This is a genomic window from Caulobacter sp. S45 (assembly GCF_009765965.1).
GTDB lineage: Bacteria > Pseudomonadota > Alphaproteobacteria > Caulobacterales > Caulobacteraceae > CAHJWH01.
The window spans coordinates 1-24,493 of record NZ_LMUL01000017.1 but is presented as its reverse complement, the minus strand read 5'-3'; the positions used below and the strand labels follow the sequence as shown (position 1 = coordinate 24,493).

Here is a 24,493-nt window from a genome sequence, read left to right as displayed (position 1 = left end):
GGAAGCCCCGCCGGTCCAGCATGGCGGGCGCTCGCCCCGCGTCGACGCCGGCCGCGCGGTCGCCCATGGCCTGCCCTTCGAGGCGGCGCTGGCGGCGATCACCCTCAACCCCGCCAAGATCTGGGGCGTCGACGACCGGATCGGCTCGCTGGCGGTCGGCAAGGACGCCGACCTGGTGGTCTGGAGCGGCGATCCGCTGGAGCCGCTCAACGCGCCGACCACAGTGATCGTCAAGGGGGTGGAGATGCCGCTGCGCGACCGCGACCTCGACCTGCGCGACCGTTACCTGAAGGCCCCCAACGGCTATCCGGTGCAGTACAGCCAGCCGTAGACTCGCTTCTCCTCCCCCGCGAAGCGGGGAGGAGAACGGATTGCCCCCTGCGGCGAGGCAACGGTTCCACCCCACCGCCCGACTCGCCTACATAGGGACATGGCCAAGTCTACTCCCGCGCCCGCCTTCGACCTGTTCGACGCCGCCCTGGCGCCCGTGCCGCCGCATCCGGTGGCGGAGGCCAATGTCGAACCGCGTCCGAGCCGCGCATCGCCTGCCGCCCCCACGCCATCGAGCGCACCCACCGGCGGCTACTCCGCCAAGGACATCGAGGTGCTGGAGGGGCTGGAGCCCGTCCGCCGCCGGCCGGGCATGTACATCGGCGGCACCGACGAGCGCGCCCTGCACCACCTGTTCGCCGAGGTGCTCGACAACGCCATGGACGAGGCGGTCGCCGGCCACGCCAAGCTGATCGAGGTGACGTTGGAGGCGGACGGCGCGCTGGCGGTGCGCGACGACGGGCGCGGCATCCCGGTCGACCCCCACCCCAAGCACCCCGGCAAGTCGGCGCTGGAGGTGATCCTGACCATGCTGCACTCCGGCGGCAAGTTCTCCGGCAAGGCCTATGAGACCTCCGGCGGCCTGCACGGGGTGGGCGTGTCGGTGGTCAACGCGCTGGCCGACCGGCTGGACGTGACGGTGTGGCGCGACGGGTTCGAGTGGAAGCAGAGCTATTCGCGCGGCCACCCCCTCGGCCCGATCCAGCAGGGCGCGCCCTCGCGCAAAAAGGGTTCGCTGATCCGCTTCACCCCCGATGCCGAAATCTTCGGCGAGGACGTGGCGTTCAAGCCGGCGCGGCTCTACCGCATGGCCCGCTCGAAGGCCTACCTGTTCCGGGGCGTGGAGATTCGCTGGAAATGTGCGCCCGAACGCATCCACGACCAGACCCCGGCTGAAGCCACCTTCCACTTCCCCAACGGCCTGGCCGACTTCCTCAAGGAACGCATCGGCGACATCGAGACCGTCACGCCCGAGGCCTTCGCCGGTCGGATCGAGCGGGCCGAAGGCGGCGGGGCGGTGGAATGGGCGGTGGCCTGGAGCGGGGCAGGCTTCGGCGAGGCCGACGGCTTCACCCAGTCCTACTGCAACACCGTGCCGACGCCCGAGGGCGGCACCCACGAGGCCGGCCTGCGCGCCGTGCTGACGCGGGGCCTGAAGCAGTATGCCGACCTGACCGGGGACAAGCGCGCCGGCATCCTGACCGCAGAGGACGTCGCCGCCCAAGCCGGCGCCCTGATCAGCGTCTTCATCCGCAACCCCGAGTTCCAGGGCCAGACCAAGGAACGCCTGTCCTCCAGCGACGCCCAACGCCTGGTCGAGAACACGTTGCGCGACCCGTTCGACCACTGGCTGACGGCTCAACCCAAGTCGGCCAATGCGCTGCTCCAGTTCGTCATCGACCGGGCCGAGGAGCGGCTGAAACGCCGCAAGGACAAGGAGGTCGCCCGCGCCTCGGCCACCCGCAAGCTGCGCCTGCCGGGCAAGCTGGCGGACTGTTCGGGTTCGGCCATGGACGGGTCGGAGCTGTTCATCGTCGAGGGCGACTCGGCCGGCGGCTCGGCCAAGCAGGCGCGCAATCGCGCCACCCAGGCCATCCTGCCGCTGCGGGGCAAGATCCTGAACGTCGCGTCGGCCGCCAACGACAAGGCGGCCAAGAACCAGGAGCTGTCGGACCTGATGCTGGCGCTCGGGTGCCAGGGCGGCTCGCGCTACAAGGAAGAAGAGCTCCGCTACGACCGCATCATCATCATGACCGACGCCGACGTCGACGGCGCCCACATCGCGTCGCTCTTGATCACCTTCTTCTACCGGACCATGCCGGAGATGGTGCGCGCCGGGAAACTCTACCTCGCCCTGCCCCCGCTCTATCGCATCAGCCACGGCGCCAACACCGCCTACGCCCGCGACGACGCCCACAAGGACGAGCTGCTGGCCACCACCTTCAAGAACAAGAAGCCCGAGATCGGCCGCTTCAAGGGCCTGGGCGAGATGATGCCGGCCCAGCTCAAGGAAACCACCATGGACCCCAAGCGCCGTACCCTGGCGCGGGTGATCCTGCCCCGTTCGGAGGAGAGCGTGGAGGACCTGGTCGAGACCCTGATGGGCCGCAAGCCGGAACTGCGCTTTCGCTTCATCCAGGAAAACGCCGAGTTCGCGACCGGGGACCTGGACGTCTAGGGGGTCGGCGGCTCCGCTTCTCGATCCACCGCCCACCTCCTATCTCGCATCCCCGCCAAACGATGGCCCTCATTGCCGGTCATCCAAGCCGTTCGTTGTCGCCCAGCTTGATCGGGCGATCTTGCGGCGCTTTCCTGTCGACCGCGCGGCTGATGCTCCACCAAGGTCGAGCGCGACAAGGCGACGTCCATTCCGGACCCCGCAGAGGAGGCCAGACGCATGAGCGAAACGACGGCCGCAACGCCGATCCTGGTCCTTGGTGGAACCAGCCTGATCGGCCGCCATCTGCTGAAAGACTTGCGTGCGCAGGAACGGCCATTCACGGCGATCAGTCGCGATCCGCCCATGGACGGCGGCTCGGAATGGCTTCGAGGCGATCAGACCCATGGCGATCTCGTCGGACGCCTGCCACAGGCCGAGACCGCGCTTAGCCTGTCGCCGGTCTGGCTGCTGCCCACAGCCCTCCCCGCCCTGGCGGCGGCGGGCGTCAAACGGCTCGTGGCCTTCTCCTCCACCAGCCGCACGACCAAGGCGGACTCGCCCTCGCCGGAGGAACGCGCCGTCGCCGCCCGATTGACAGAGGGTGAGGCGGAAACCGAGCGCTTCTGCGAGGCGCACGAAATCACCTGGACCGTGCTGCGCCCAACCCTGATCTATAGCGAGGGTGAGGACGCCAACATCTCCCGGCTGGCCGCGCTGATCCGGCGCTTCGGCGTCCTTCCCTTATCCGGCTTCGGCGGCGGCCTGCGTCAGCCGGTGCATGCCGCCGACCTGGCCCAGGCGGCGCTCGCGGTGATCGATCGGGAGCAGACCTTCAACCGCGCCTACGACCTGCCCGGGGGCGAGACCCTGACCTATCGCGTCATGGTGGAACGGGTGTTCGAAGGGCTGGGTCGCAAACCGCGGATCATCGCCCTCCCCCCGCCGATCTGGCGGTTCGGGCTGAGCCTGATGGGCTCGCGGCTACCGGACGCCACCGCCGCCATGGGCGCACGCATGGGCGAGGACCTCGCCTTCGATCCAGTCCCGGCCCGACGTGACTTCAACTGGGCGGCCCGTCCCTTCCGGCCGCTATTCGAGCTGGCGCAAGCGCCCTAGGTCGCCGTATGCACTGCAAGTTCATTTCCGCAAGGATCGCGGAAGTGGAACCGGCGGCCGCCCGAAAAGGCGAAGATCGGCTTGACGATCTCCCCGCCGCTGGCCTGCACCCGGGCGAGGGTTGCTTCCAGGTCCACCGCATAGAGCACCACCAGCGGCGCCTTGGTCCGTTCGGGCGCATCGGACTGGAAACCGCCGTCGACGCCCTCGGCGAAGGCGGCGTAGGTCGGCCCATAGTCGACGAAGCTCCAGCCGAACGCCTCGCTGTAGAAGGTCTGGGATTGGGCCATGTCGCCGGCAGGCAACTCCACATAGTCGATCTTGCCGTCTACCCGCATCCCAGCCTCCGCCCGTTCCTGTGTTGTTCTTATTTGTGTGCGTGAGAGTCAAGCCACAGTCCACACCCCGGTTCGCTTGATCTCCTGGTCTTCCAGGTCGCGACTGGTCGGCACCTCATATTCCGCGAGTTGGATCAGCCCGGTGCGCGGGAAGTAGCTGCGCCCCGGATCGCCGATCAGCACGCGGGCGCCCGCCGCATGGGCCGCGCGCAACCAGGCCTCGACCCGCTCCGCCAGCGGCTTCTCGTAACAGATGTCGCCCGCCAGGATGAGGTCGGCCTCGGGCGGCGGCGCATCCAGCAGGTCGCGGTCGGTGAAGTCGACCTCCACGCCGTTGACCGCCGCGTTCAGGCCCACGGCGTCGCGGCAGAAGCCATCCACGTCGTTGGCGAGCACAGACAGCGCGCCCGCCTTCATCACAGCGATGGCCACCACGCCCGAGCCGGTGGCGAAATCCACCACTCGCTTGCCCATCGCCTCTTCGGGATGATCCAGCAGGTAGCGCGCCAGCGCCTGTCCGCCGGCCCAGGCGAAGGCCCAGAACGGCGGCGGCAAACCAAGTTCGCCCAGGGCCTCCTCGGTCATCCGCCAGATCGGCGTCACCTCGTCGGCGAGGTGAAGGGCGATCTCGGGACAGTGGGATGGGTGTTGCAGTCGTGTGTTGGCGAGGATGAAGCCGCGCCTGTCGGCGATCAAGGATGGAGACGCCGCCAACCCGCCACGGCAAGGGCGGCGAAGACCAGAAGGCCGACGTCGCGGTTGGACTTGAACAGGCGCAGCGCGCCTTCGGGATCGTCGCGCTTCACCTGGCTCGCCTGCCAGGTCAGGTGCGCCGCCGCCGCGAACAGCAGCGGCCAGCCCTGGGGCGCGAACTTGGTCAGCCCGCCCAGCAGCAGGATGGTGATGGCGTAGAAGGCCATCACGCCCGCCCGCACGTCGCGACCCAGCCGACGCGCGCTGGACTTCACCCCGGCCAGCGCGTCGTCCTCGATGTCCTGCACCGCGTAGATGGTGTCGTAGCCCAGCGTCCAGAATATCCCGCTGGCGTAGAGCACCGCCGCCGGCCAATCCAGCTTGCCGCGCACCGCCGCATAACCCAGCAGGGCGCCCCAGTTGAAGGTCAGGCCCAGCCACGCTTGCGGCCACCAGGTGATCCGCTTCATGAACGGATAGGCCGCCACCAGGGCCAGCGACCCCACGCCCAGCAGGATGGCGGTCAGGTTCATGCACAGCAGCACGCACAGGGCCGCCAGGCTCAGCCCGACCAGATAGATCCACGCCGCCTTGACGCTGATGCGGCCCGAGGCGACCGGCCGGTTGGCGGTGCGCGCCACCTTGGCGTCCATCTTGCGGTCGACGATGTCGTTGAAGGCGCACCCCGCCGCCCGCATCGCCGTGGCCCCCACCGCGATCAGGCCCAGCAGCCTCAGGTCCGGCAGATGTCCGAGCAGGGCGTCGGCCAGCGCCACCCCCTGCCAGCCCGGCAGCATCAGCAGCCAGATCCCCGCCGGCCGGTCGAACCGGCCGAGCTTCAGCCACGGCCGCAGCCACAGCGGCGCCCAGCGATCGACCCAGTTGTCCGGCCGGGCGTCGGGCAGGCGGCGGTCGGGAAGCGCGGCGCTTTGACTCATGCGCTCGCGGATGGCTCGAAACATGCTGGTGCGCTCAGGGCGGCGAGGCGCCACGGGGGTGACGGCGTTCGCAATCGGTTCGGAGTCCCCATATAGAGGCTTCGATCACGTTCGTCGCCTTGGACCCGTCGCCCCATGCAGACCCGCAATCCCTTCTTCGACGAAGCCGCCAAGGTCATGGAAAGCGCCATGAGCCTGGCCCAGGCCGCCGGCGAGGAAGCCCGCACCGCCTTCCGCGCCCAGGGCGACCGCATGGCGGCCGAACTCGATCTGGTGCGGCGCGACGAACTGGACGCAGTGCGCGCAGCGCTGTCTGCGGAAATCGCCCAGCTTCGCGCGGAAATCGCAACTTTGAAGGGCCCAGCCTCTCCCGGTTCGCCTGACGCGTGACCGTGGTTGAGCCCTGCGCATTTAGTCCGTTAGACTCACACATGATACTGGGTGATTCCGTCAGGCGCTTTCCGCGTCCGACCTCACCGTGAGGATCAAGCCTATGGACACGCCTCACAACGAAGACGTCGACGCCGGCTTCGATCCCCTGGATGTGGTCGAACGGGTGCTGGATGCGGAAAACCTGGATTTCGACCGTACCGAAGACGGCGACCTCGCCTTCGCCCTGACCGGCGACTGGAAGGATTACGAGCTGTGGTTCGCGTGGCGACCGGAGGCGGATTGTCTCCAGCTCTGCCTGTCCATCGACATGAAGGCCCCTAAGCCTCAGCGCGGCTCCATGTATGAGCTGCTGAGCCTGATCAACCAGCGGGTCTGGATGGGCCACTTTGAATGCTGGGCCGAGGACGGCGAGGTGGTGTTCCGCCACTCCATGTCCATGCCCAGCGGCGAGCGCCCGACCCTGGCCCAGGCGGCCTCAATGATCGACGCGGCGGTGGAAGCGGCGGATCGGTTCTACCCAGCGTTCGACTTCATGCTGCGCGGCGCCAAGAGCCCCGACGACGCCATGGCCGCCTGCATGTTCGAGACCAAGGGTCAGGCCTAGGCGTTCCATCTCCGCGAACCGCTTGAGCCTCGCGGCCGTCTCGCCCACATCTGAGGCGAGAGCAGGAGCTGGAACTGATATGGCCGTAGCCAGGAAGACCGCGTCCACCGCGCCCAAGCCGTCCCCCAAGACACCGGGGACCTCGAAGGCGTCCGCATCTCCGAAGGCGTCGACCCCGCCGCAGATGCCGGAGGTCCCCGAAGCCCCCGCGGTCGATCTGTTGGACCGGGCTGGAGAACAGGCCTTGGCGCTGGCCATGGACAAGCCCTGGAGCGAGATCAGCCTGCGCGACATCGCCCGCGCGGCCAGCCTGTCCTTCGCGGAACTCTACGCCCGCGCGCCGGGCAAGACCGCCCTGCTCGACCACATGTCCCGTCGCTTCGACGCAGCGGCTTTCGCTTCGGCCGAGGCCGACGACTCTGCCGAGGCCCATGATCGTTTGTTCGAAACGGTGATGGCGCGACTGGAGGCGATGGCGCCGCATCGCGACGCCCTGATCTCCATCGCCCGGTCCCAGGGCATACTGGTCATCGCCCCTCACCTGCCGCGCACCGCCAAGGCCCTGCTCGAAGCGGCCGGGATCGACACCGGCGGCCCGGTCGGCGCGATCAGGATCGCCGGCATGACGCGGGTATGGGCGCGCACCCTGCAGGTCTGGCGCGACGACCAGGGGGCGCTGAACCGCACCATGGCCGAGATCGACAAGCAATTGCGCACCTTCAACCAGCGCCTGAAGCGGGTCGGCGCAGGGTTCTGAGGGTGGGGTCCACGTCCTCCCGCCGCCAAAAAGGCTGATGCCGCTCGTCCTGCACCCCTGCGGCCCGATCGTGGACGCGACGGCGGCGCGGCGCGCGCGGGAGCGGCTGGGGCCTTCCACGGTCATCGATGGCGCATGGCCCGAGTTGGAGCCGGTGTTCGCCGCCTCGCCCTATCTCGCCCGTCTGGCCGTGAGGTCGTCCGCGCGGCTGGAAACGCTGCTGCGATCCGACCCCGATGCGCACCTGGAAGACCTCATCGCCCGCACCACCGCCGTCGCCCTGGCTACGGATGTGGAGACGGCCGGGCGCGAGTTGCGCCGGCTGAAGGCCGAACTGCACCTCCTGACCGCTCTGTGCGACCTCGGCGGCCGGTGGGACCTGGATCGGGTCACCTCCGCCCTGACCCGTTTCGCTGACGCGGCGGTGCAGGCGGGGCTGAGCGTGGTGACCGCCCAGGAACATGAACGCGGCCGGCTGGTCGGCGGCGTCCTGGACGCCGGTCCCCTGCCCGGCCTGTTCTGTCTGGCGCTCGGCAAGCACGGCGGCTTCGAGCTGAACTACTCCTCTGACATCGACATCAGCGTCTTCTACGAACCCTCGGCCCTGCCGGTCGCAGTCGACGTCGACCCGCGCGCCCTGGCCGAACGGTTGACCAAAGCACTAGCGGCGCTGCTGCAGGAGCGGACGGCGGAGGGCTATGTCTTCCGGGTCGACCTGCGCCTGCGCCCCGATCCGTCCTCCACCCCCGTGGCCATGCCGGTCGAGGCGGCGCTGACCTACTACGAGACCGCCGGCCAGAATTGGGAGCGGGCGGCGATGATCAAGGCCCGCGCCTGCGCCGGAGACCTCGCACGGGGCCAGGCCTTCATCGACAGCCTTCGCCCCTTCATCTGGCGGCGGAGCCTGGACTACGCCGCCATCGCCGACATCGGCGCCATCAAGCGCCAGATCCACGTCCACAAGGTCGACGAGCGACTGGTGGCGCCCGGCCACAATCTGAAACTGGGCGCGGGCGGCATCCGCGAGATCGAGTTCTTCGTCCAGACCCAGCAGTTGATCCTGGGCGGTCGCGACCGCAGCCTGCGCTCGCCCCGCACCCTGGATGCGCTGGCCGCCCTGGCCGCCGCCGGACATGTGACGCCCGACGCTTGCACCGACCTCACCGACGCCTACCGGCGACTACGCGGCTGGGAGCATCGGGCGCAGATGATCGCCGACGAGCAGACCCACACCCTGCCCGAGGACCCTACGATCCGGCGCGCGATCGGCGCCCTGTCCGGCGCGCCCGACCTCGCGACGTTCGACCGGGAGGTGGGCGAGGTGCTGGAGCGGGTCAACGCCCGCTACGCCGCCCTGTTCGCCGAGGACGAAGATCTGTCCACCGCCTTCGGCAGCCTGGTCTTCACCGGGGTGGAGGACGATCCGGAGACCCTGCTCACCCTGAAGCGGATGGGCTTTTCCAACCCGGCCCAGGTCTCGGCCGCCATCCGCGGTTGGCATCACGGACGCGTCCCCGCCACGCGTGGGGAGCGGGCGCGGGAGTTGTTCACCCGCCTGGTCCCGCGCCTGTTGGAAGCCGCCCACGCCTCGGGCGCGCCCGACAACGCCTTCAACCGCTTCGCCGACTTCTTCGCCGCCCTGGGCTCCGGCGTACAGGTGCAGTCGCTATTCCTGGCCAAGCCGGAATTACTCGAACTAGTGGTGCGGGTGATGGCCTTCGCGCCCGAACTCGCCCGCATCCTGGCGCGCCGGCCCGAGGCCCTGGACGCCTTGCTGGACGCGCGCTTCTTCGCACCGCTCGATCCGGCCGAGGCGGCGGAAGCCTTGCACGCGGCTGTCGACCGGGCGCCGGGCTTCGAAGCGGCCATGGACGCCGCACGGCGCGCCCATCACGATCAGGCGTTCCGTATCGGCGTCCAGGTGATGTCCGGCGCGGCCGACGCCTGGGAGGCGGGGCGTAGCTTCGCCGCCCTGGCCGACGCCTGCCTGGGCGCGCTGGCGCCGGCGGCGCTAGCGGAGACGGAGCGGCTCGGCGGCGACTTCCTCGGCGACGTGGCGGTAGTAGCGCTCGGCCGAGCTGGATCGCGGGAGATGACCGCCCGCTCGGACCTCGATCTGATGACCGTCTTCCGTACGGCCGACCCGACCGTCCTGTCGGCGGGCAAGGGCTGGAGCGGGGAGACCTTCTACGCCCGGTTCAGCCAGCGCCTGACCACCGCCCTGTCGGCCTCGACGCCGGCCGGCGGGCTCTACGAGGTGGACCTGCAGCTTCGCCCGTCCGGCGCGGCTGGGCCGATCGCAGTGAGCCTGAACGCGTTTCGCCGCTACTACGCCGAGGAGGCGGAGACCTGGGAAGCCCTGGCCTTGACGCGGGCGAGAGTGGCCTGGGCGTCTTCCGAAGCGTTCGCGATCGAGGCCACGACGGCCATCGTCCAGGCCCTGCGCAGGCCGCGCGCGCCGGCGGCGGTGTCGCGCGACGTGCTCGACATGCGCCGGCTGATGTCGCGGGAACGACCGCCAAAAGGCGAATGGGACCTCAAGCTCTGCCCCGGCGGACTGGTGGACATCGAATTCGCCGCCCAGGCCCTACAGGTGGTCCACGCTTCGCGCGGGGGTCCGCTGCTCACCAACACCGGCTCGGCCCTCGTCACCATGCGGGACCACGGCCTGGCGGACCCCGCCACGCTCGACGCGCTTTGGGCCGCCTGGAACCTGGAGCAAAACCTCTGGCAATTGCTGAAGCTCGCCCTGCCCGACGGCGCCGACCCGGCCGACGAGCCCCAACGTTTCCGGACACTGCTGGCGCGTGCAGGCGGCTGCGCGGACTTCGATAAGCTGAAGAAGACCCTGGAGGCCCGCCGGCGCGAAGCCCACGCAGCGTTCATCAAGGTGGTGAAGGGCTTGGCGCTCTAGGCTGCGCTGAAGTCGTGCACGAGTGGCGCAGGCAGCGAGAGACCCGGCTGGCCGCCGCGGAAATTCTCCTCGCGCGTACCGGCGCTGAGGCTGGATTCAAACTCGCGGAAGATATCCAGCAGTTCCTCCACCGGCGCCCGGGGTTGGGTCCCCAGCGGGAAGCGGTAGTTCCAAAAGCTGACGATGTGTTGCAGCGCGCCCAGCCGCTCGCCCAGTTCCACGAACATGCCAGGCGCGGACAGCAGGAACTCGCGGAACGCCATCGGGCTCTCGTTGCGGGTCAGGTTGGCGTAGGCGGCATCATACACCCCGAGCGCCGCGTTCACGGTGGCGCAGCTGTGGCGCAGGGCGCGCTGGATCCTGTTTCCGCTGTGGTCGATCGCCATGATCGCCTCCCGATCCGCGGCGCCCACCGGCTTGACCTCCTTCAGCGCCGCGCTGACGCCGCCCACATGGGCCAGGAGCGTGTTCAGCGACCACTTGTAATAGAGGAAGCCCTTCCAGCAGAACACGCCCTCCTTGTACTCGTCCGAGCGCAGCCGCAGCGTCAGGCGCAGCGGCTCCATGTCGTCGTCGATATGGCTGGACAGGATCTTGAACACCAGACGGTCGGCCTGGCTGGTCGATGTGGCCATCCCCCCGCCCAGGCTGAGCGTGACCAGGGGTTGGATCTCGTCGCGGACGAAGGCGGACATGCGCGCCAGGTCCGAGGGGTTGATCTCGAAATAGCAGGGGGCCGGATCGAACCCCTTACGCTTCAACTGCTCGCGGGTGATGAACGGATCGAGCGAGGGGATGGCGTCCAGCGCGCGCAACAGGCGCATGTCGGCCTCGTCCATCTGAGCGAGGCCGAGCGCCGCGCACATGGACTCTTCGAACAGGCGCTCGCCGACGAATAGGCTGACGCCGCCGAGCCTCAGGTCCGCCGAGTCGATCGGAAGCAGGACCTTGGTGCAGATCGTGCGCTCCCGGGGGAATAGGTCGAGCTCGTCACGCCGCAGGCGATGCTTGATGATGATCGAGCGGTTGAGGATTTCGTTGCGGAAGAACGGGCGCGCCGCGTGCTCCGGGTCTTCCTGGTTCTTACGCCAAACACCCAGCAGGTTGAGGACGCGCGCCGTGGAAGCAGTCGCCTCCAGGTTGAGTAGACTCCGAACTGAAAAGTCCGCCATGACACCCGTCCTCGCCTTGGACTCTCAATAGTTCAGAATGGTAAACAACCACTTTCCTTCGCGCTCCCTGGCGAAAAGCGCGTGGAATATCTTATCTGTACCTGAAATGGAGGCGGTTCACTTGAGAAACATCAAGAGGAAAGCTTGCTGAAATCGCCACATCACAGTTCACTTGAGGGTTAAACGAAGCCGCTTAGCTTTCCGATCGTAGCAGAACGCAGCGCCTTCGGTTCCACCGCCCCGTTTCGCGGCCATCCTAGCGGCAAAAAACTATCGAGCCCGGCGTATCGCATGCCGCGCCCTTCGCTTCCAAGGATTCGCCCACCCGCATTTCCCATGGAGAATATGCAGGGAACACAACCAAAGATCGAATCTTACCCCCCCAACTCCACAAGGTCGTAGGGGACCGTCCGGCGATCGTTGATCGGCACTCGCAGAGCCCGGTCGAGCGGGGGGAAGGCGCGCTGTGGGCAATCGGTGCGCTCACAGATACGGCAACTCACCCCGATCCTGGCCGCCGGCCCCGCCAGGTCCAGGCCGGCGGAGTAGATCACCTGGGGCGCATGCTGGACCTCGCAGCCGAGGCCCAACGCATAGCGCCGGTCCGGCGTCAGATAATCGCCCGAGCGCTTCACCTCGCTGCGGGCGACGCACAGGTAGCGAACCCCATCCGGGGTTTCGGCCACCTGGCTCAGGATGTCGCCCGGCCGCCCGAACGCCTCGTGCACGTTCCACAGCGGGCAGGCGCCGCCGAAGCGGGCGAACTGCAACGGCGTGGCGCTATGGCGCTTGGTGATGTTGCCGGCCATGTCGATGCGCACGAAGTAGAACGGCAACCCCCGCATGCCCGAGCGTTGCAGCGTGCTCAGCCGGTGGCAGACCTGCTCGAAGCTGGCGCTGAAACGGGTCTGCAGCCGCTCCACGTCATGGTGCAACTCGCCGGCCGCCGCCAGGAACGCCCGATAGGGCAACAGCAGCGCGCCGGCGGCGTAGTTGCCGAGCCCCACCCGGCACACGTCGCGCGCGGCGGGCGCGCGGAACCGAGCCTTCTCCAACTCGGCCTCAATCAGGTCGCGGAACTCGAACAGGGCCAATTGGTAGGCGAGTTGGAAGGTGCGGGTGGAGGTCGGCTGGGCGCTGTCCACATACAGCCGCCGCGCCTCCGGATCGTAGTGGCGCAGCACGCCCTCGCCGCTCGGCCGGCGCACCACCGTCACCGCATGCAACGCCAGCAGCGCCTGGGTCAGGGCGATTTCCGGCGTCTGGGTCTTGCTGATCAGGATGTGCGCGGACAGGGCCTCGGCAGCCACGTCCAGGCTGTCGAAATAGTTGCCCTTGTAGTGGAAGAAGTCCCGCACTTCCTCATAGGGCAGGCTGGCGCTGGCGACGGCGGTCTCATCCAGCGAGACGGTCTCGTCCATGGCCTTGAACCGTTCGTCCAGCCGGCGAAAGGCGCGGTGCAGGGCCAGGAACTGGCGCGCCAGGGCGGGCGTGGCGCTGGCCGCCTGCTTGACCTCGGCCGCACTCGGCGGATCGCCATAGGCGGCGGCGTCCACCGTGGCCTCCCGCAGGTCCGCCGCCAACCGCCCCTCGTCGCCGATGTCGAACACCCCGGCGTCGACCTGGAACACCTGGGTCAGGGCGATCAGCACCCGGGCGGTGACGGGGCGTTGATTGGTCTCGATCTGCGATAGATAACTAGGCGAGAGGCCCAGGCGCGTGGCGCAAGTCTCCAGCGTCCAGCTTCGGGCCTCGCGCAGACGGCGCAGGCGCGCCCCGATGAAAAGCTTCTCGACCATCGCAGTTTCGCAAACTTCAAATCAGCAATGCATAGCCCTACGCAACTTGGCACGTTTTGCGAAGGACTTAAGTTCTTTCCGCGTTAGGTCGAAGCCGGTTCGCGAGCGCAAGGCATATCCCGCATGCATACCATCCTGGAAGAACTCGAACATCGCCGCAACCAGGCCCGCCAGGGCGGCGGCGAAAAGCGTATCGCTACCCAGCACGCCAAGGGCAAGCTGACCGCGCGCGAACGCATCGCGCTGCTGCTGGACGAAGGCTCGTTCGAGGAGTTCGACATGTTCGTCGAGCATCGCGCGGTCGAGTTCGGCATGGACAAGACCCGCATCCCCGGCGACGGCGTGGTCACCGGCTGGGGCACGGTCAACGGGCGGGTGGTCTACGTCTTCTCCAAGGACTTCACCGTGTTCGGCGGCTCGCTCTCGGGCGCCCACGCCAAGAAGATCCTCAAGGTGATGGACCAGGCGCAGAAGCTCGGGGCGCCGGTGATCGGCCTGTACGACGCCGGCGGCGCGCGCATCCAGGAAGGCGTCGAGAGCCTGGCCGGCTATGCCGACATCTTCCTGCAGAACGTGATGGCCTCGGGCGTCATCCCTCAGATCAGCGTGATTATGGGTCCGTGCGCGGGGGGCGACGTCTACAGCCCCGCCATGACCGACTTCATCTTCATGGTGAAAGACACCAGCTACATGTTCGTCACCGGCCCCGACGTGGTGAAGACCGTCACCAACGAAGTGGTCACCGCCGAGGAACTGGGCGGGGCGCGGGTGCACGCCACCAAGTCCGGCGTGGCCGACGGCGCGTTCGAGAACGACCTGGAGGCCCTGACCCAGGTGCGCCGGCTGGTCGACTTCCTGCCCCTGTCCAACCGGGAGAAGCCGCCGCATCGCGAAAGCTATGACGACGCCGAGCGGGAGGAACGCTCGCTCGACACCCTGGTCCCCTCCAACCCCAACAAGCCCTACGACATGAAGGAGCTGATCCTGAAGGTCGTGGACGAGGGCGACTTCTTCGAGATCGCCCCGGACTACGCCAAGAACATCGTCATCGGCTTCGGCCGTATGGACGGGGACACGGTGGGCTTCGTCGCCAACCAGCCGCTGTCGCTGGCCGGCGTGCTGGACATCGACAGTTCGCGCAAGGCGGCGCGGTTCGTGCGCTTCTGCGACGCCTTCGAGATCCCCATCGTCACCTTCGTCGACGTGCCGGGCTTCATGCCGGGCACGCGCCAGGAATACGGCGGCCTGATCAAGCACGGGGCCAAGCTGCTGTTCGCCTATGCCGAGGCGACCGTGCCCAAGATCACCGTCATCACCCGCAAGGCCTATGGCGGGGCCTACGACGTAATGAGCTCCAAGCACCTGCGCGGCGACTTCAACTACGCCTGGCCCACCGCGGAGATCGCGGTCATGGGCGCCAAGGGGGCGGTGGAAATCATCTTCCGCGCCGACGCCTCGGACCCGCAGAAGCTCGCCGAGCGCGAGGCAGAGTACAAGCAGCGCTTCGCCAACCCCTTCGTCGCCGCCCAGCTCGGCTATATCGACGACGTGATCATGCCCCACGGCACCCGCCGCCGCCTCGTCCGCGCCTTGAAGAGCCTGAAGACTAAACAGCTCTCCAATCCCGCGAAGAAGCACGACAACATTCCGCTGTGAGAGGGGTGGCGCATCTCCCTTCCCCCTCGAAGGGGGAAGGGTCGGGGATGGGGGTGCGCGCGTCGCGTTCACCGATCGTCCAAGGGAGGCGCAGCCGCCTGCGCCCTTCCCCGCAACATCCTGCACTCACCCCCATCCCTGCCCTTCCCCCTTCGAGGGGGAAGGGAGCAGAGTGAGCCCCATGTTCAACAAAATCCTGATCGCCAACCGCGGCGAGATCGCCGTCCGCATCATCAAGACCTGCCGCCGCCTCGGGATCAAAACCGTGGTGGTCTATTCCGAGGCCGACGCCGACAGCCTGGCGGTGGAGATGGCCGACGAGAGCGTCTTCATCGGTCCGCCGCCGGCCGCCCAGTCCTACCTGCTGGCCGACAAGATCATCCAGGCCTGCAAGGACACCGGCGCCCAGGCCGTCCACCCCGGCTTCGGCTTCCTGTCGGAGAAGGCGGAGTTCGCGCAACAGTGCGCCGACGCCGGGATAGTCTTCATCGGCCCCAACCCCCACGCCATCGCCGCCATGGGCGACAAGATCGAATCCAAGAAGTTCGCCGCCAGGGCGGGCGTCACCACGGTGCCCGGCCACATCGGGGAGATCGACGACACCGCCCACGCCATCCGCATCTCAGAAGAGATCGGCTTCCCAGTGATGATCAAGGCCTCGGCCGGTGGGGGCGGCAAGGGCATCCGGGTGGCCTGGACCCGCGCCGATGTCGAGGAAGGCTTTCCCGCCGTCCGCGCCGAGGCCAAGGGCGCGTTCGGCGACGACCGCATCTTCATCGAGAAGTTCATCACCTCGCCCCGCCACATCGAGATTCAGGTGTTGGGCGACAAGCACGGCCACGTGGTCCACCTGTTCGAGCGCGAATGCTCGATCCAGCGCCGCAACCAGAAGGTCATCGAGGAGGCGCCCTCGCCCCTGCTCGACCCGGAAACCCGCGCGGCCATGGGCGCCCAGGCGATCGCCCTCGCCCAGGCGGTGAACTACGACAGCGCCGGCACGGTGGAGTTCGTCGCCGGCCAGGACAAGTCGTTCTACTTCCTGGAGATGAACACCCGGCTGCAGGTGGAGCATCCGGTCACCGAACTGATCACCGGGCTCGACCTGGTGGAGCAGATGATCCGCAGCGCGGCGGGCGAGCCGCTGGCGTTCGTCCAAGCCGATCTGGCCATCAAGGGCTGGGCGGTCGAGAGCCGTCTGTATGCGGAAGATCCCTATCGCAGCTTCCTGCCCTCCATCGGCCGGCTCGTGCGTTATCAGCCCCCAGCGGAAGGCGAACACGGCGGCTACCAGGTGCGCAACGACAGCGGCGTGCGCGAGGGCGATGAGATCTCGATGTTCTACGACCCGATGATCGCCAAGCTCTGCACCCACGCGCCGACCCGCCTGGGCGCCATCGACGGCATGGCCCGCGCGCTGGAGGACCTGGAGATCGAGGGCCTGGGTCACAACGCGCCCTTCCTGTCGGCGGTGATGGACCAGGCGCGGTTCCGCTCGGGCGAAATCTCCACCAACTACATCAAGGACGAATTCCCCGACGGCTTCCACGGCCTTGAGCCCACACCGGACCAGCTCGACCTGATGACGGCGGCGGCCTGCTGGATGCACCGGCTGCAGGCTCGCCGGGCGCGCAGCAATGGCGGCAAGCTGTTCGCGGCGCCCATCCGAACCGAGTTCGCGGTGCGCATCGGCGACGACGCCCGCGCCGTGAAGCTGTCCGGCGAGGGTCTGTCGCTGGATATCGAACTGACCGGCGAGGGCCGAAAGCTCGGCCTGGAAGGCGTCGAATGGCGGCCGGGCAAGCGCCTGTTCAAAGGTGTGCTCGACGGCCGGCCCTTCAGCCTGGAGACCCGCGCGGCGGCCGAGGGCTTCGTCATCCGCCATCGCGCGGCCAAGGCCACGGTGCTGGTGCTCACCCCGCTGTCGGCCGAACTGCACGAGCGCCTGCCGAAGAAGCGGCCCGCCGACACCTCCCGCCTGATCGTCTCGCCCATGCCGGGCCTGGTGGTCAGCCTGGACGTCGAGGTCGGGCGCGAGGTCAAGGCCGGCGAGGCGGTGGCGGTGATCGAGGCGATGAAGATGCAGAACATCATCAAGGCCGAGCGCGACGGCGTAGTGAAGTCCATCGGCGTCAAGGCCGGCGACAGCGTGGCGGCGGATGAAGTGCTGGTGGAGTTCGCCTAAGGTATCTGGACCCAATTTTTGACACCTGCCCCTTCCACCGCTCATCAAATGCCTGAACAGGCAACCGTAGGAAGCATCCCATGAAGCTCGATCCCTCCATCGCCGCGCTGGTCACCGGCGGCGCCTCGGGCCTGGGTGAAGGCACGGCCCGCGCCCTCGCCGCGAAGGGCGTGAAGGTCGCTCTGTTCGACATGAACGAAGAGCGCGGCCGCCAGATCGCCTCTGAGATCGGCGGGGTGTTCTGCAAGGTCGACGTCACCTCCGACGCCGAGGTCGCGGCCGGCTTCCTGGCGGCGCGCACCGCCCACGGCCAGGAGCGGATCCTGATCAACTGCGCCGGCATCGCCACCGGGGCCAAGACCGTCGGCCGCAAGAAGGACACGGGAGAAATCACGACCTTCCCCCAGGAGCTGTTCGAGCGGACCATCCGCATCAACCTGTTCGGCAGCTTCCGCTGCATCACCAATTCCGCCGCCGGCATGGTCGGGCTGGAGCCGCTGGAAGACGGCGAGCGGGGCGTGATCATCAACACCGCCTCGGTCGCGGCGGAGGACGGCCAGATCGGCCAGGCGGCCTATTCGGCGTCCAAGGGCGGTGTCCTGGCCATGGCCCTGCCGATCGCGCGCGACCTGATGAACGACGGGATACGGGTCAACACCATCCTGCCCGGCGTGTTCGCCACCCCCATGGTCGCCGGCATGTCCCAGGCGGTGCAGGACAGCCTCGCCGCCAACATCCCCTTTCCCAAGCGCCTTGGCACTGCGGCCGACTACGCCCGCACGGCGCTAGACATCATCGGCAACGTCTACCTGAACGCCGCCGCCATTCGCCTGGATGGCGCGATCAGGCTGGCGCCGCGGTAGGCTGACCCCTGGGCTCCGTATCCAAGAGCGGCGACGGCGGCCGCTCGGTCTCCATCAGTGATCCCCCCGTAATGCGAGCTTGGCTCGCAGATCGACGTTCTCGGCTTCGAGCGCGGTGAGCCGATCCCGCAGCGGCTGGACCGCCTCGGCGATCTCGCCCTCGGTGAAGCGGGGTGTGATGTGCTGCGGGCAGTTCCAGTCGAAGGTCTCCAGGTGGAGCTTGAGCAAGCGCTCGGGCTTGCCCCTGTAGGCTGGATCAGCCACTTGCGCCGCCAGGGCGGCGTCGGCGTCGAGCGCCAGGGCCTCGACGTGGACGTATATCTTGAGGCGCGCGCGGCCGGCGTAGTCCATCAGGATCAGGGCGGCGCGGTCGTCGGACGAAAGATTGCCGACGCTGATATACTGGCGGTTTCCGCGATAGTCGGCGAAGGCCAGTGTTGTCTCGTCGATAACCTTGAGAAAGCCGGCCGGCCCACCGCGATGCTGGATATAGGGCCAACCGGTCTCCGACACCGTGGCCATGTAGAAGCTGTCCCGCTGGATGATGAAGGCGGCTTCCTGCTCCGTGAACCGCTTGAACGCCCGGTCGCCCTTGAAGTCCGCCCAGAGATGCGCGCTGCCCATGGCCACCTGCGCCGCCCGCACGCTTGGGGTTACGGCGATATCGAGGAATCCGTAAGACATGATCAGCTGCTCCTCGAGCAATCAGGGGCTGGCGGCCCGGGTGAACCGCCAGCATGCCGGGATCAGGCCGCTTCGGCGGCCAGCACCACGGGAAAGTCGATGTCGGTCTTGGCCACCTCGTTCAGGAAGTTGGTGAAGCAGTTCTCGGCGACCAGGGCGACGATCTCCACGATCTGGCCGTCCGTGAAACCCGCGAGACGAACCTCGGCAACGTCGGCCTCGCTGACGTGGCCCCGCGCCTTTGTCACCTTCGCCGCGAAACCCACCGCAGCATCCGCCTTCTGATCGGCCGATCCGCCCTTGCGATTCAGCGCAATCTCTTCCGCACTGAGTTTAGCCAGGTTGGTGGCGAGATAGCTGTGGGCCGACAGGCAATAGTCACACCCGTTCACCTGCGCGACGGCGAGGGCGATCCGCTCACGCGTCTTCACGTCCAGCGTCTTCTGCAGCGCGCCCGAGAAGGCTGAGAAACCCTGCAGCGCGACCGGGCTTTGGGCGATCAGGCGGAACAGGTTCGGAACCACGCCGAGCTGCGCCTGCACGGCGTCCAAGATCGGCTGGGAAGCGACGGGCGCGTCGTCACGGCTCGGGATGGCAAGGCGGGACATCGGAATCTCCTACGGAACCGAGCCGGATCGGCTCGTCTGCTCCAGAGATAGCGGCGCCTTCATTTTGATATAATCGGCTCATATTGAGAATATTTATCTCATAAAATGGAATGATTATGGACCGGCTCGAAGCCATGTCGATCCTGCTCCTGACGGTGGAGAAGGGCAGCTTCACCGCAGCAGCCAAGGCCCTTGGGATGCCGTTGCCGACTGTCAGCCGAAAGGTGAGCGATCTGGAGACCCACCTCGGCGCGCAGCTTCTCCTGCGCACCACCCGAAAGCTCTCCCTGACCGACGCTGGCCTCGCCTATGTCGCCGCATCCAGGCGCATCCTCGAGGAGGTGGCCGAGGCGGAGCGCGTCGCGTCCGGCGAATACGATACGCCGAGAGGCGAGTTGGTGCTGACGGCGCCGATCCTGTTCGGCCGACTCCATCTCCTGCCTGTCGTGACAGACTTCCTGGCGGCCTATCCTGACATCACCGTCCGGCTGTCCCTGTCGGATCGGAACCTGCACCTTCTGGACGAGCACCTCGACATGGCGGTGCGGATCGGCGCGCTGCCGGACAGCAGCATGGTCGCCACCCGTATCGGCTCGATGAGGATGGTCGTCTGCGCCAGCCCCAACCTGCTCGGCAGCCACGGCGCGCCAAAGCGGCCTGAAGACCTGTCATCGCTGCCCTGCGTGAATTTCGAACCGATGTCGGGCGCGTCCATCTGGCCGTTCCGGCGACCGGGTGGAGCGGGCGGCGTCGATATCGCTGTCACGCCGCGCCTGTCGGTCACGACCGCCGAGGCGGCCGTCTGGGCCGCAAGCCAGGACGTGGGGGCGACGCGGGTTCTTCACTATCAGTGCGCGGAGGCGGTCCGAAGCGGCGCACTGCGCATCGTCCTGCCCGAGTTCGAGCCCGACCCCATACCGATCCACCTGATACATGCGGCGCGTGGGGCGTCCCCGTTGAAGATGCGCTCGTTTCTCGACTTCGCCACCACACGCCTTCGACACAGGCTTGAAGACGTGAATTGAATCGCTGTGCTGATCCCGCCGCAACCCTTCAGCAAGCTGAGCGGAGCTCGGCGGATGCTGGGATCGACGGCCGCTTTTCGTCCGTAACCGCCGCTCGCAGCGGTCTGCTCACCGCCTCTCGACGACAGCCCTCGGCGGCGCCACGACCCGGTCGGGCAGGGTCAGCTTCACCGCCACCACCACGAACAGCACCCAGCCGATGTTGTTGTAGGCCACCGCCACGCTCTCGGTCAGGGTGGTGAGGCTGTAGACCAGCATGAAACCGAGCGCGAGATAGGCGTCGCGGATGCGGTAGGTGCTCCAGATCGTCAGCACCCAGGTAACGAGCGCATAGGCCGCCCAAAGCCAGACCGCCCCGATCCCCAGCCCCAGCCAGATATCCAGCCAGCCGTCGTGGGCGTAGGCGGGACGGAAACCGGCCTGCTTGGCCACCCAATAGACCGGCCCCCAGCCGGACTGATCGCTCCACACCGCGCCATAGCCGAACCCGGTCAAGGGCCGGGTGTCGATCTGGCGCTTCACCGCCGCCCAGATCAGGGTGCGCCCGGTCAGGGTCGCATCCTTGCCGAGCAGGCCCAGCAACTGGTCGGGCATCAGCCATACGGCGGCGCCCAGGAGCCCGGCCCCGAGGACACCGAAGAAGCTGGCCAACACCGCCATGATCGGCCCTCGCCGCACCATCACCGCAAAGCCCAGACCCGCGAACCCCAGGGTCATGGCCACCAGCGAGGTCTTGGAGGTCGACAGCAAAAGCAACAGCACCGCCAACCCGGTCGCCGCCCCCCACACCCTACGTCGCGTGGGGTCGACGAAGAGGGCCGCCGCACAGAACAGCGCGCCCTGGGCCTCGATGGCGCCCAATCCGTTCTTCTCGATGAACAGGCCGCTCCACGCGCCGGGGAACAGCGTCGTCATCCGCCCGTAGCTCGGCAGCAGCAGGCCGACCAGGAAGGAGCCCAGGCCGATGATGGTGAAGGCGGTCGCCAGCACCTTGGTCAACCCAACCCAACTCAGGCGCGCCGCCACCGACAGGGCCGCCGCCGAGGTTAAGGCCAGGGCGACCGCGCGCCGGATGGTCGCCGCGTTGTCGATCGACCAGATGTCGGAGACGAAGGCGTACAGCACCAGCGCCCACAGCAGCGGCGAACGAATGGCCGCGCGCACCGCGTCCCATGGCCCCCGCGCCAGCAAGACGATCCCAAGCAGGTAGCCCGGATAGTAGAGCGCCCGGATCAAGCCGGAGTCGGCCGCCTCGGTGGCGCTGCCGTTCAGCGGCTTCATCCAGACTTCGCTGAACACCAGGATCAGCGCCACCGCCAACACGAAGGTGATCTTCTCTTCCCGCGTCTCGCCAAGGAAGGCGGAGGCCCGCCGGGTGGGCGGGACCACGATAGGGCCCAGAATATGGGGAATGGCGGTCAACGGCTCAGTCCGCCCGTGTGCCGAACACGGCTTCAGCCATGGCGTGCTTGACCGGGACGACCGGGATGGTCTCGGCCGCCAGTATTTCCAGCACCTCGGTCAGCATCTGCGGGGTGCAGCCGAAGGGCGAAGGCTGGTCGCCGACATCGTGGGTGAACAGGATCAGCCAGCCGTTGCGCGCCCGCGCCTCGCGCGCGGCCGCCTGGATTTCGTCGGGTCGCCAACGGCGATGCTCGATCGGGACCGCCAGCAGCTGGGCTAGGTCGATCCTGCCGGCGTTCACACCGGGACGGATGCCACGTGCGCTGGCGAAGCGGCGCCCCATCAGCGCCTTGCTGCGCGGAGACGCCTCGCCATACGGATAGGCGTAGCTGGACAGTCGGACGCCGCCCAGTATTTCACCGAGCGCCTCGGCGTTGCGATCCGCGTCCGCCGCGAGCTCGGTCGATCCGACGCTCGGCGCCATGCGGTGGGCGTAGCTGTGCGCGCCGATCTCGTGGCCAGCCCGATGGGCGGCGCGCAGGTCCTCGGCGTCGAAATAGTCGATGCCGTCCTCGCTCACGCCACAGAACCGGCCGGCGGCGTAGTAGGTCGCCCTCGCCCCGAACCGCTGCATGATCGGGCCGGCCACAGTCCAGGCGCTCTTTGGGAAATCGTCGAAGGTCAGACTGGCCAGGGACCGCTCCAGCCGCGAACGCGCCTGCTTCAGCGGCAGCTTGCGGGTGACGAAGTTGTTGGCGCGATGCATCAGGCCCATGGTCGCGCCCTCAAGCCGCCCGCGACGGCGCGGAGGCGATCCGCACCACATCGCTGTCCTCGAAGGGCTTGCCGAGCGCGCGGGTCCATCCCTGCTCCATCGATGCAAAACCCAGCTCTTCCAGCAGCCGCACCGACGCCCCGTTGCGCTCGGTAGCGTGGAAACGCACGCCGAAACCCGTATGCCCGGCGGCCATGAGCCGGGCGGCCAGATGCGCGAACACCGCGTGCTCGACCCGCTTCCTCTGCACCCGGCAGCTCATGAAAAATTCGGCCAGTTCACCGGCCTCCAGGTCCAGGTCCGCAAAGCCGATCAGGCCGTAGTCGCCATAGCGGTCGGCGCACCGCAGCGTCAGCCGGGCGCGGCCCGCATCCGGCTCGACCATCCGCTCCACCTGATCGAGCCCGAACTTGGCGCCGGTGAAGTTCAGCTGATTGGTGCGCTGGGATAGCTCGTGAGTGCGCGCCACATCCGACCTGTTCAGTACACGGACATCCAGAACTAGGTCGGAGGCGCGCAGGAAGCCGAGATAGTCGCCACCCTGGACGTCTAGCGCCACGGTGCGCTCGGCCTCGGCCTGATACAGGCTGCGCCGCTTGGCGGCTTCCGGCGTGATCGGATGATCGAACCAAGGGTGAGCGCCCAACTCGCCGACCGCCAGATGCGACAGGGTCCGCACCTTGGGCTGGCCGGCCTGCACCTCAGCCCGTTCGAAGGGTTGGTCGTCGATGAAGACGAAACTGTCGAGGCCAAGATCGAGCTTGCGGGCGATGCGCCCGACGGACTGGCTCTTGGGTCCCCAGTTGATCTCGGGATGCAGGAAGTATTCGGCGAGGCCGTGGCGGCGCAGCGCCTCCAGCCCCTCGATCGGATCATTCTTGCTGGCGATGGATTGCAGCACGCCGCGCGCATCCAGCGCCCTGATCGCGGCCACCGCTTCCGGCCGCGGCGTGACGCCGGAGGGACCGTCCTCGGCCAGGGTGCCGGTCCACAGGGTCTCGTCCAGGTCCCACACCAGCACCTTGGCCAGCACGGGCGGCGCGGACGAAGCCGATGGCTCGAGCGTTGTGGGGAGCGCCGTCTCGGCGAAGGCGACGAAATCGGTCAGCCCGAACACCACGTCCACCCCTTCCGCCTCGCCGACCGGCTCGATCTGGATCAGGTAGGAATGATCGAGGTGGATGGCGGCGGCGATCTCGACCACGGGCACGATCAGGCGACGCACCTCTGCGCCCAGGCTGAAATGCGTTTGGAACGTCCCCTGCTCCGGCCCGTCTTGGAGGAAGGTCAAGGTGAAGCCACGCTCACATCCGTCCCGAGACCAGCCCTCCACCACGAAGGCGTCCAGTGCGAAGGCGGAATGGCTGGCGTCGCCGCGGCTCTTGCGCGCGTTCCAGCGCCAGGCTGCGTTGCGGCTGATGGCGAACGGCAGGGGAGCCTGCGCCAGGGCGCGCGATACGGAGGCGTCCCGCCGCTCACGCCGCGACGCCTCGGCATAGGCATGGAGCGGCGCCGGGCCGTGGCCCTCCAGCTTGCCCCATTTGCGAAAACGGATGCGGCTCAGACCCTCGCCCGCCACCTCGATCCCGGCGATGAAACGCCGGCAGTGCAGGTCCGGCCGGGGATCGTAGAAGGCGCAGCTCGCATAGCAGACCGGATAGGCGCATTCCGAGCAGTGCTCACCCCAGACGATCTGGCTACGTGCACGCAGCACATGGCCGTCGAGCCGCTCGATACCCGGCGGAACCTCGACCTCGACGCTGTTGTACTCGTTGGCGACGGTCTCTTTCACCGGGCGGCGCTCCGAGGGGACGCCGACAGCCTTAAGTCGTCAAGCTTAAGGTCCGGTTGAGTTCAGACCGGGATGGCTACGGCCGAGACCCCTCTCTTGCGCCCCGGCTGGATTGGGTACGGGTGTCCATGGCGCGCCCTTTAGATGATTCGCCCGGGGCGGCTGGCTGTTGCGCTGCGTTTAAACGCCGAAAGCCCCCAGTATGAGCTGGGGGCTTTTGGCGTATTGGGGTGATTGGAGCTTGGGTGCGGGGACAGGATTTGAACCTGTGACCTTCAGGTTATGAGCC

21 protein-coding genes are annotated in these 24,493 nt (G+C 67.8%); 11 read left to right on the top strand and 10 right to left on the bottom strand.

What is annotated here, in order from left to right:
* From GSQ87_RS19875 to GSQ87_RS19865, 3 genes are all read left to right on the top strand, one after another.
* On the top strand, positions 1–331 hold a 331-nt coding region (locus GSQ87_RS19875; protein WP_158918007.1), incomplete at its 5' end, for an amidohydrolase family protein.
* A 99-nt stretch (positions 332–430) separates the two neighbouring features.
* Positions 431–2,509 carry a DNA topoisomerase IV subunit B gene (gene parE, locus GSQ87_RS19870; protein ID WP_158918005.1) on the top strand — a complete coding sequence of 693 codons (2,079 nt, stop codon included), beginning with the start codon at positions 431–433 and terminating at the stop codon, positions 2,507–2,509.
* A 219-nt stretch (positions 2,510–2,728) separates the two neighbouring features.
* On the top strand, positions 2,729–3,607 hold the full coding sequence (locus GSQ87_RS19865; RefSeq protein ID WP_158918003.1) for an SDR family oxidoreductase: 879 nt from the start codon (positions 2,729–2,731) through the stop codon (positions 3,605–3,607).
* On the opposite strand, the gene GSQ87_RS19860 is transcribed toward GSQ87_RS19865, so the two are convergent.
* The 3 genes from GSQ87_RS19860 to ubiA are packed head-to-tail and all read right to left on the bottom strand — an operon-like array spanning position 3,604 to position 5,576.
* Positions 3,604–3,945, bottom strand: coding sequence for a VOC family protein (locus tag GSQ87_RS19860; RefSeq protein WP_158918001.1), 342 nt, complete (start codon positions 3,943–3,945; stop codon positions 3,604–3,606). The genes GSQ87_RS19865 and GSQ87_RS19860 overlap by 4 nt on opposite strands.
* Positions 3,946–3,993: 48 nt before the next feature.
* The gene (locus GSQ87_RS19855; protein WP_254063198.1) at positions 3,994–4,638 is read right to left on the bottom strand and encodes a methyltransferase; all 645 of its coding nucleotides are present in this window, start codon (positions 4,636–4,638) and stop codon (positions 3,994–3,996) included.
* A complete protein-coding gene (ubiA, locus tag GSQ87_RS19850) occupies positions 4,638–5,576 on the bottom strand; it encodes a 4-hydroxybenzoate octaprenyltransferase (RefSeq protein WP_158917997.1) in 939 nt (312 codons plus the stop codon). The genes GSQ87_RS19855 and ubiA overlap by 1 nt, the downstream gene beginning before the upstream one ends.
* A gap of 135 nt (positions 5,577–5,711) precedes the next feature.
* Between ubiA and GSQ87_RS19845 the strand changes: the two genes are divergently transcribed.
* The 4 genes from GSQ87_RS19845 to GSQ87_RS19830 all read left to right on the top strand — a co-directional run bounded on the left by GSQ87_RS19845 (position 5,712) and on the right by GSQ87_RS19830 (position 10,244).
* Entirely contained in the window at positions 5,712–5,966 is a 255-nt protein-coding gene (locus GSQ87_RS19845) for an accessory factor UbiK family protein (RefSeq protein ID WP_158917995.1), read from the top strand.
* A 103-nt stretch (positions 5,967–6,069) separates the two neighbouring features.
* A complete protein-coding gene (locus GSQ87_RS19840; RefSeq protein WP_158917993.1) occupies positions 6,070–6,573 on the top strand; it encodes a YbjN domain-containing protein in 504 nt (167 codons plus the stop codon).
* A gap of 79 nt (positions 6,574–6,652) precedes the next feature.
* The gene (locus tag GSQ87_RS19835; protein ID WP_254063178.1) at positions 6,653–7,330 is read left to right on the top strand and encodes a TetR family transcriptional regulator; all 678 of its coding nucleotides are present in this window, start codon (positions 6,653–6,655) and stop codon (positions 7,328–7,330) included.
* Between the two features lie 37 nt (positions 7,331–7,367).
* Positions 7,368–10,244, top strand: coding sequence for a bifunctional [glutamine synthetase] adenylyltransferase/[glutamine synthetase]-adenylyl-L-tyrosine phosphorylase (locus tag GSQ87_RS19830; protein WP_158917991.1), 2,877 nt, complete (start codon positions 7,368–7,370; stop codon positions 10,242–10,244).
* Here the strand turns inward: GSQ87_RS19830 and GSQ87_RS19825 are convergent.
* Positions 10,241–11,416, bottom strand: a complete 1,176-nt coding sequence (locus GSQ87_RS19825; protein ID WP_216839497.1) for a hypothetical protein — start codon at positions 11,414–11,416, stop codon at positions 10,241–10,243. The two genes, GSQ87_RS19830 and GSQ87_RS19825, sit on opposite strands and share 4 nt — an antisense overlap.
* A 374-nt stretch (positions 11,417–11,790) precedes the next feature.
* Positions 11,791–13,215: a short-chain fatty acyl-CoA regulator family protein gene (locus GSQ87_RS19820; RefSeq protein ID WP_158917989.1), complete on the bottom strand. Its 1,425-nt coding sequence runs from the start codon at positions 13,213–13,215 to the stop codon at positions 11,791–11,793.
* A 123-nt stretch (positions 13,216–13,338) separates the two neighbouring features.
* Between GSQ87_RS19820 and GSQ87_RS19815 the strand changes: the two genes are divergently transcribed.
* From GSQ87_RS19815 to GSQ87_RS19805, 3 genes are all read left to right on the top strand, one after another.
* Entirely contained in the window at positions 13,339–14,871 is a 1,533-nt protein-coding gene (locus GSQ87_RS19815; RefSeq protein ID WP_158917987.1) for an acyl-CoA carboxylase subunit beta, read from the top strand.
* A gap of 181 nt (positions 14,872–15,052) precedes the next feature.
* Entirely contained in the window at positions 15,053–17,053 is a 2,001-nt protein-coding gene (locus GSQ87_RS19810) for an acetyl/propionyl/methylcrotonyl-CoA carboxylase subunit alpha (protein ID WP_158917985.1), read from the top strand.
* Positions 17,054–17,133: 80 nt separating this feature from the next.
* Complete coding sequence (locus GSQ87_RS19805; RefSeq protein ID WP_158917983.1) at positions 17,134–17,916, top strand: SDR family NAD(P)-dependent oxidoreductase; 783 nt, start codon at positions 17,134–17,136, stop codon at positions 17,914–17,916.
* Positions 17,917–17,970: 54 nt separating this feature from the next.
* Here the strand turns inward: GSQ87_RS19805 and GSQ87_RS19800 are convergent, their stop codons facing one another.
* Positions 17,971–18,600 (bottom strand): pyridoxamine 5'-phosphate oxidase family protein, encoded by a 630-nt coding sequence (locus tag GSQ87_RS19800; protein WP_158917981.1) that lies wholly within the window; start codon positions 18,598–18,600, stop codon positions 17,971–17,973.
* A 62-nt stretch (positions 18,601–18,662) separates the two neighbouring features.
* Positions 18,663–19,208: a carboxymuconolactone decarboxylase family protein gene (locus GSQ87_RS19795; RefSeq protein ID WP_158917979.1), complete on the bottom strand. Its 546-nt coding sequence runs from the start codon at positions 19,206–19,208 to the stop codon at positions 18,663–18,665.
* Positions 19,209–19,324: 116 nt separating this feature from the next.
* Between GSQ87_RS19795 and GSQ87_RS19790 the strand changes: the two genes are divergently transcribed.
* Entirely contained in the window at positions 19,325–20,233 is a 909-nt protein-coding gene (locus tag GSQ87_RS19790; protein WP_158917977.1) for a LysR family transcriptional regulator, read from the top strand.
* Between the two features lie 108 nt (positions 20,234–20,341).
* Here GSQ87_RS19790 and GSQ87_RS19785 read toward each other — a convergent pair whose 3' ends face one another.
* The 3 genes from GSQ87_RS19785 to GSQ87_RS19775 are packed head-to-tail and all read right to left on the bottom strand — an operon-like array spanning position 20,342 to position 24,204.
* Positions 20,342–21,655: an O-antigen ligase gene (locus GSQ87_RS19785; RefSeq protein ID WP_158917975.1), complete on the bottom strand. Its 1,314-nt coding sequence runs from the start codon at positions 21,653–21,655 to the stop codon at positions 20,342–20,344.
* A gap of 4 nt (positions 21,656–21,659) precedes the next feature.
* The gene (locus GSQ87_RS19780) at positions 21,660–22,412 is read right to left on the bottom strand and encodes a polysaccharide deacetylase family protein (RefSeq protein ID WP_158917973.1); all 753 of its coding nucleotides are present in this window, start codon (positions 22,410–22,412) and stop codon (positions 21,660–21,662) included.
* Between the two features lie 10 nt (positions 22,413–22,422).
* Complete coding sequence (locus tag GSQ87_RS19775; protein ID WP_158917971.1) at positions 22,423–24,204, bottom strand: HAD family hydrolase; 1,782 nt, start codon at positions 24,202–24,204, stop codon at positions 22,423–22,425.
* Between the last annotated feature and the right edge of the window lie 289 nt (positions 24,205–24,493).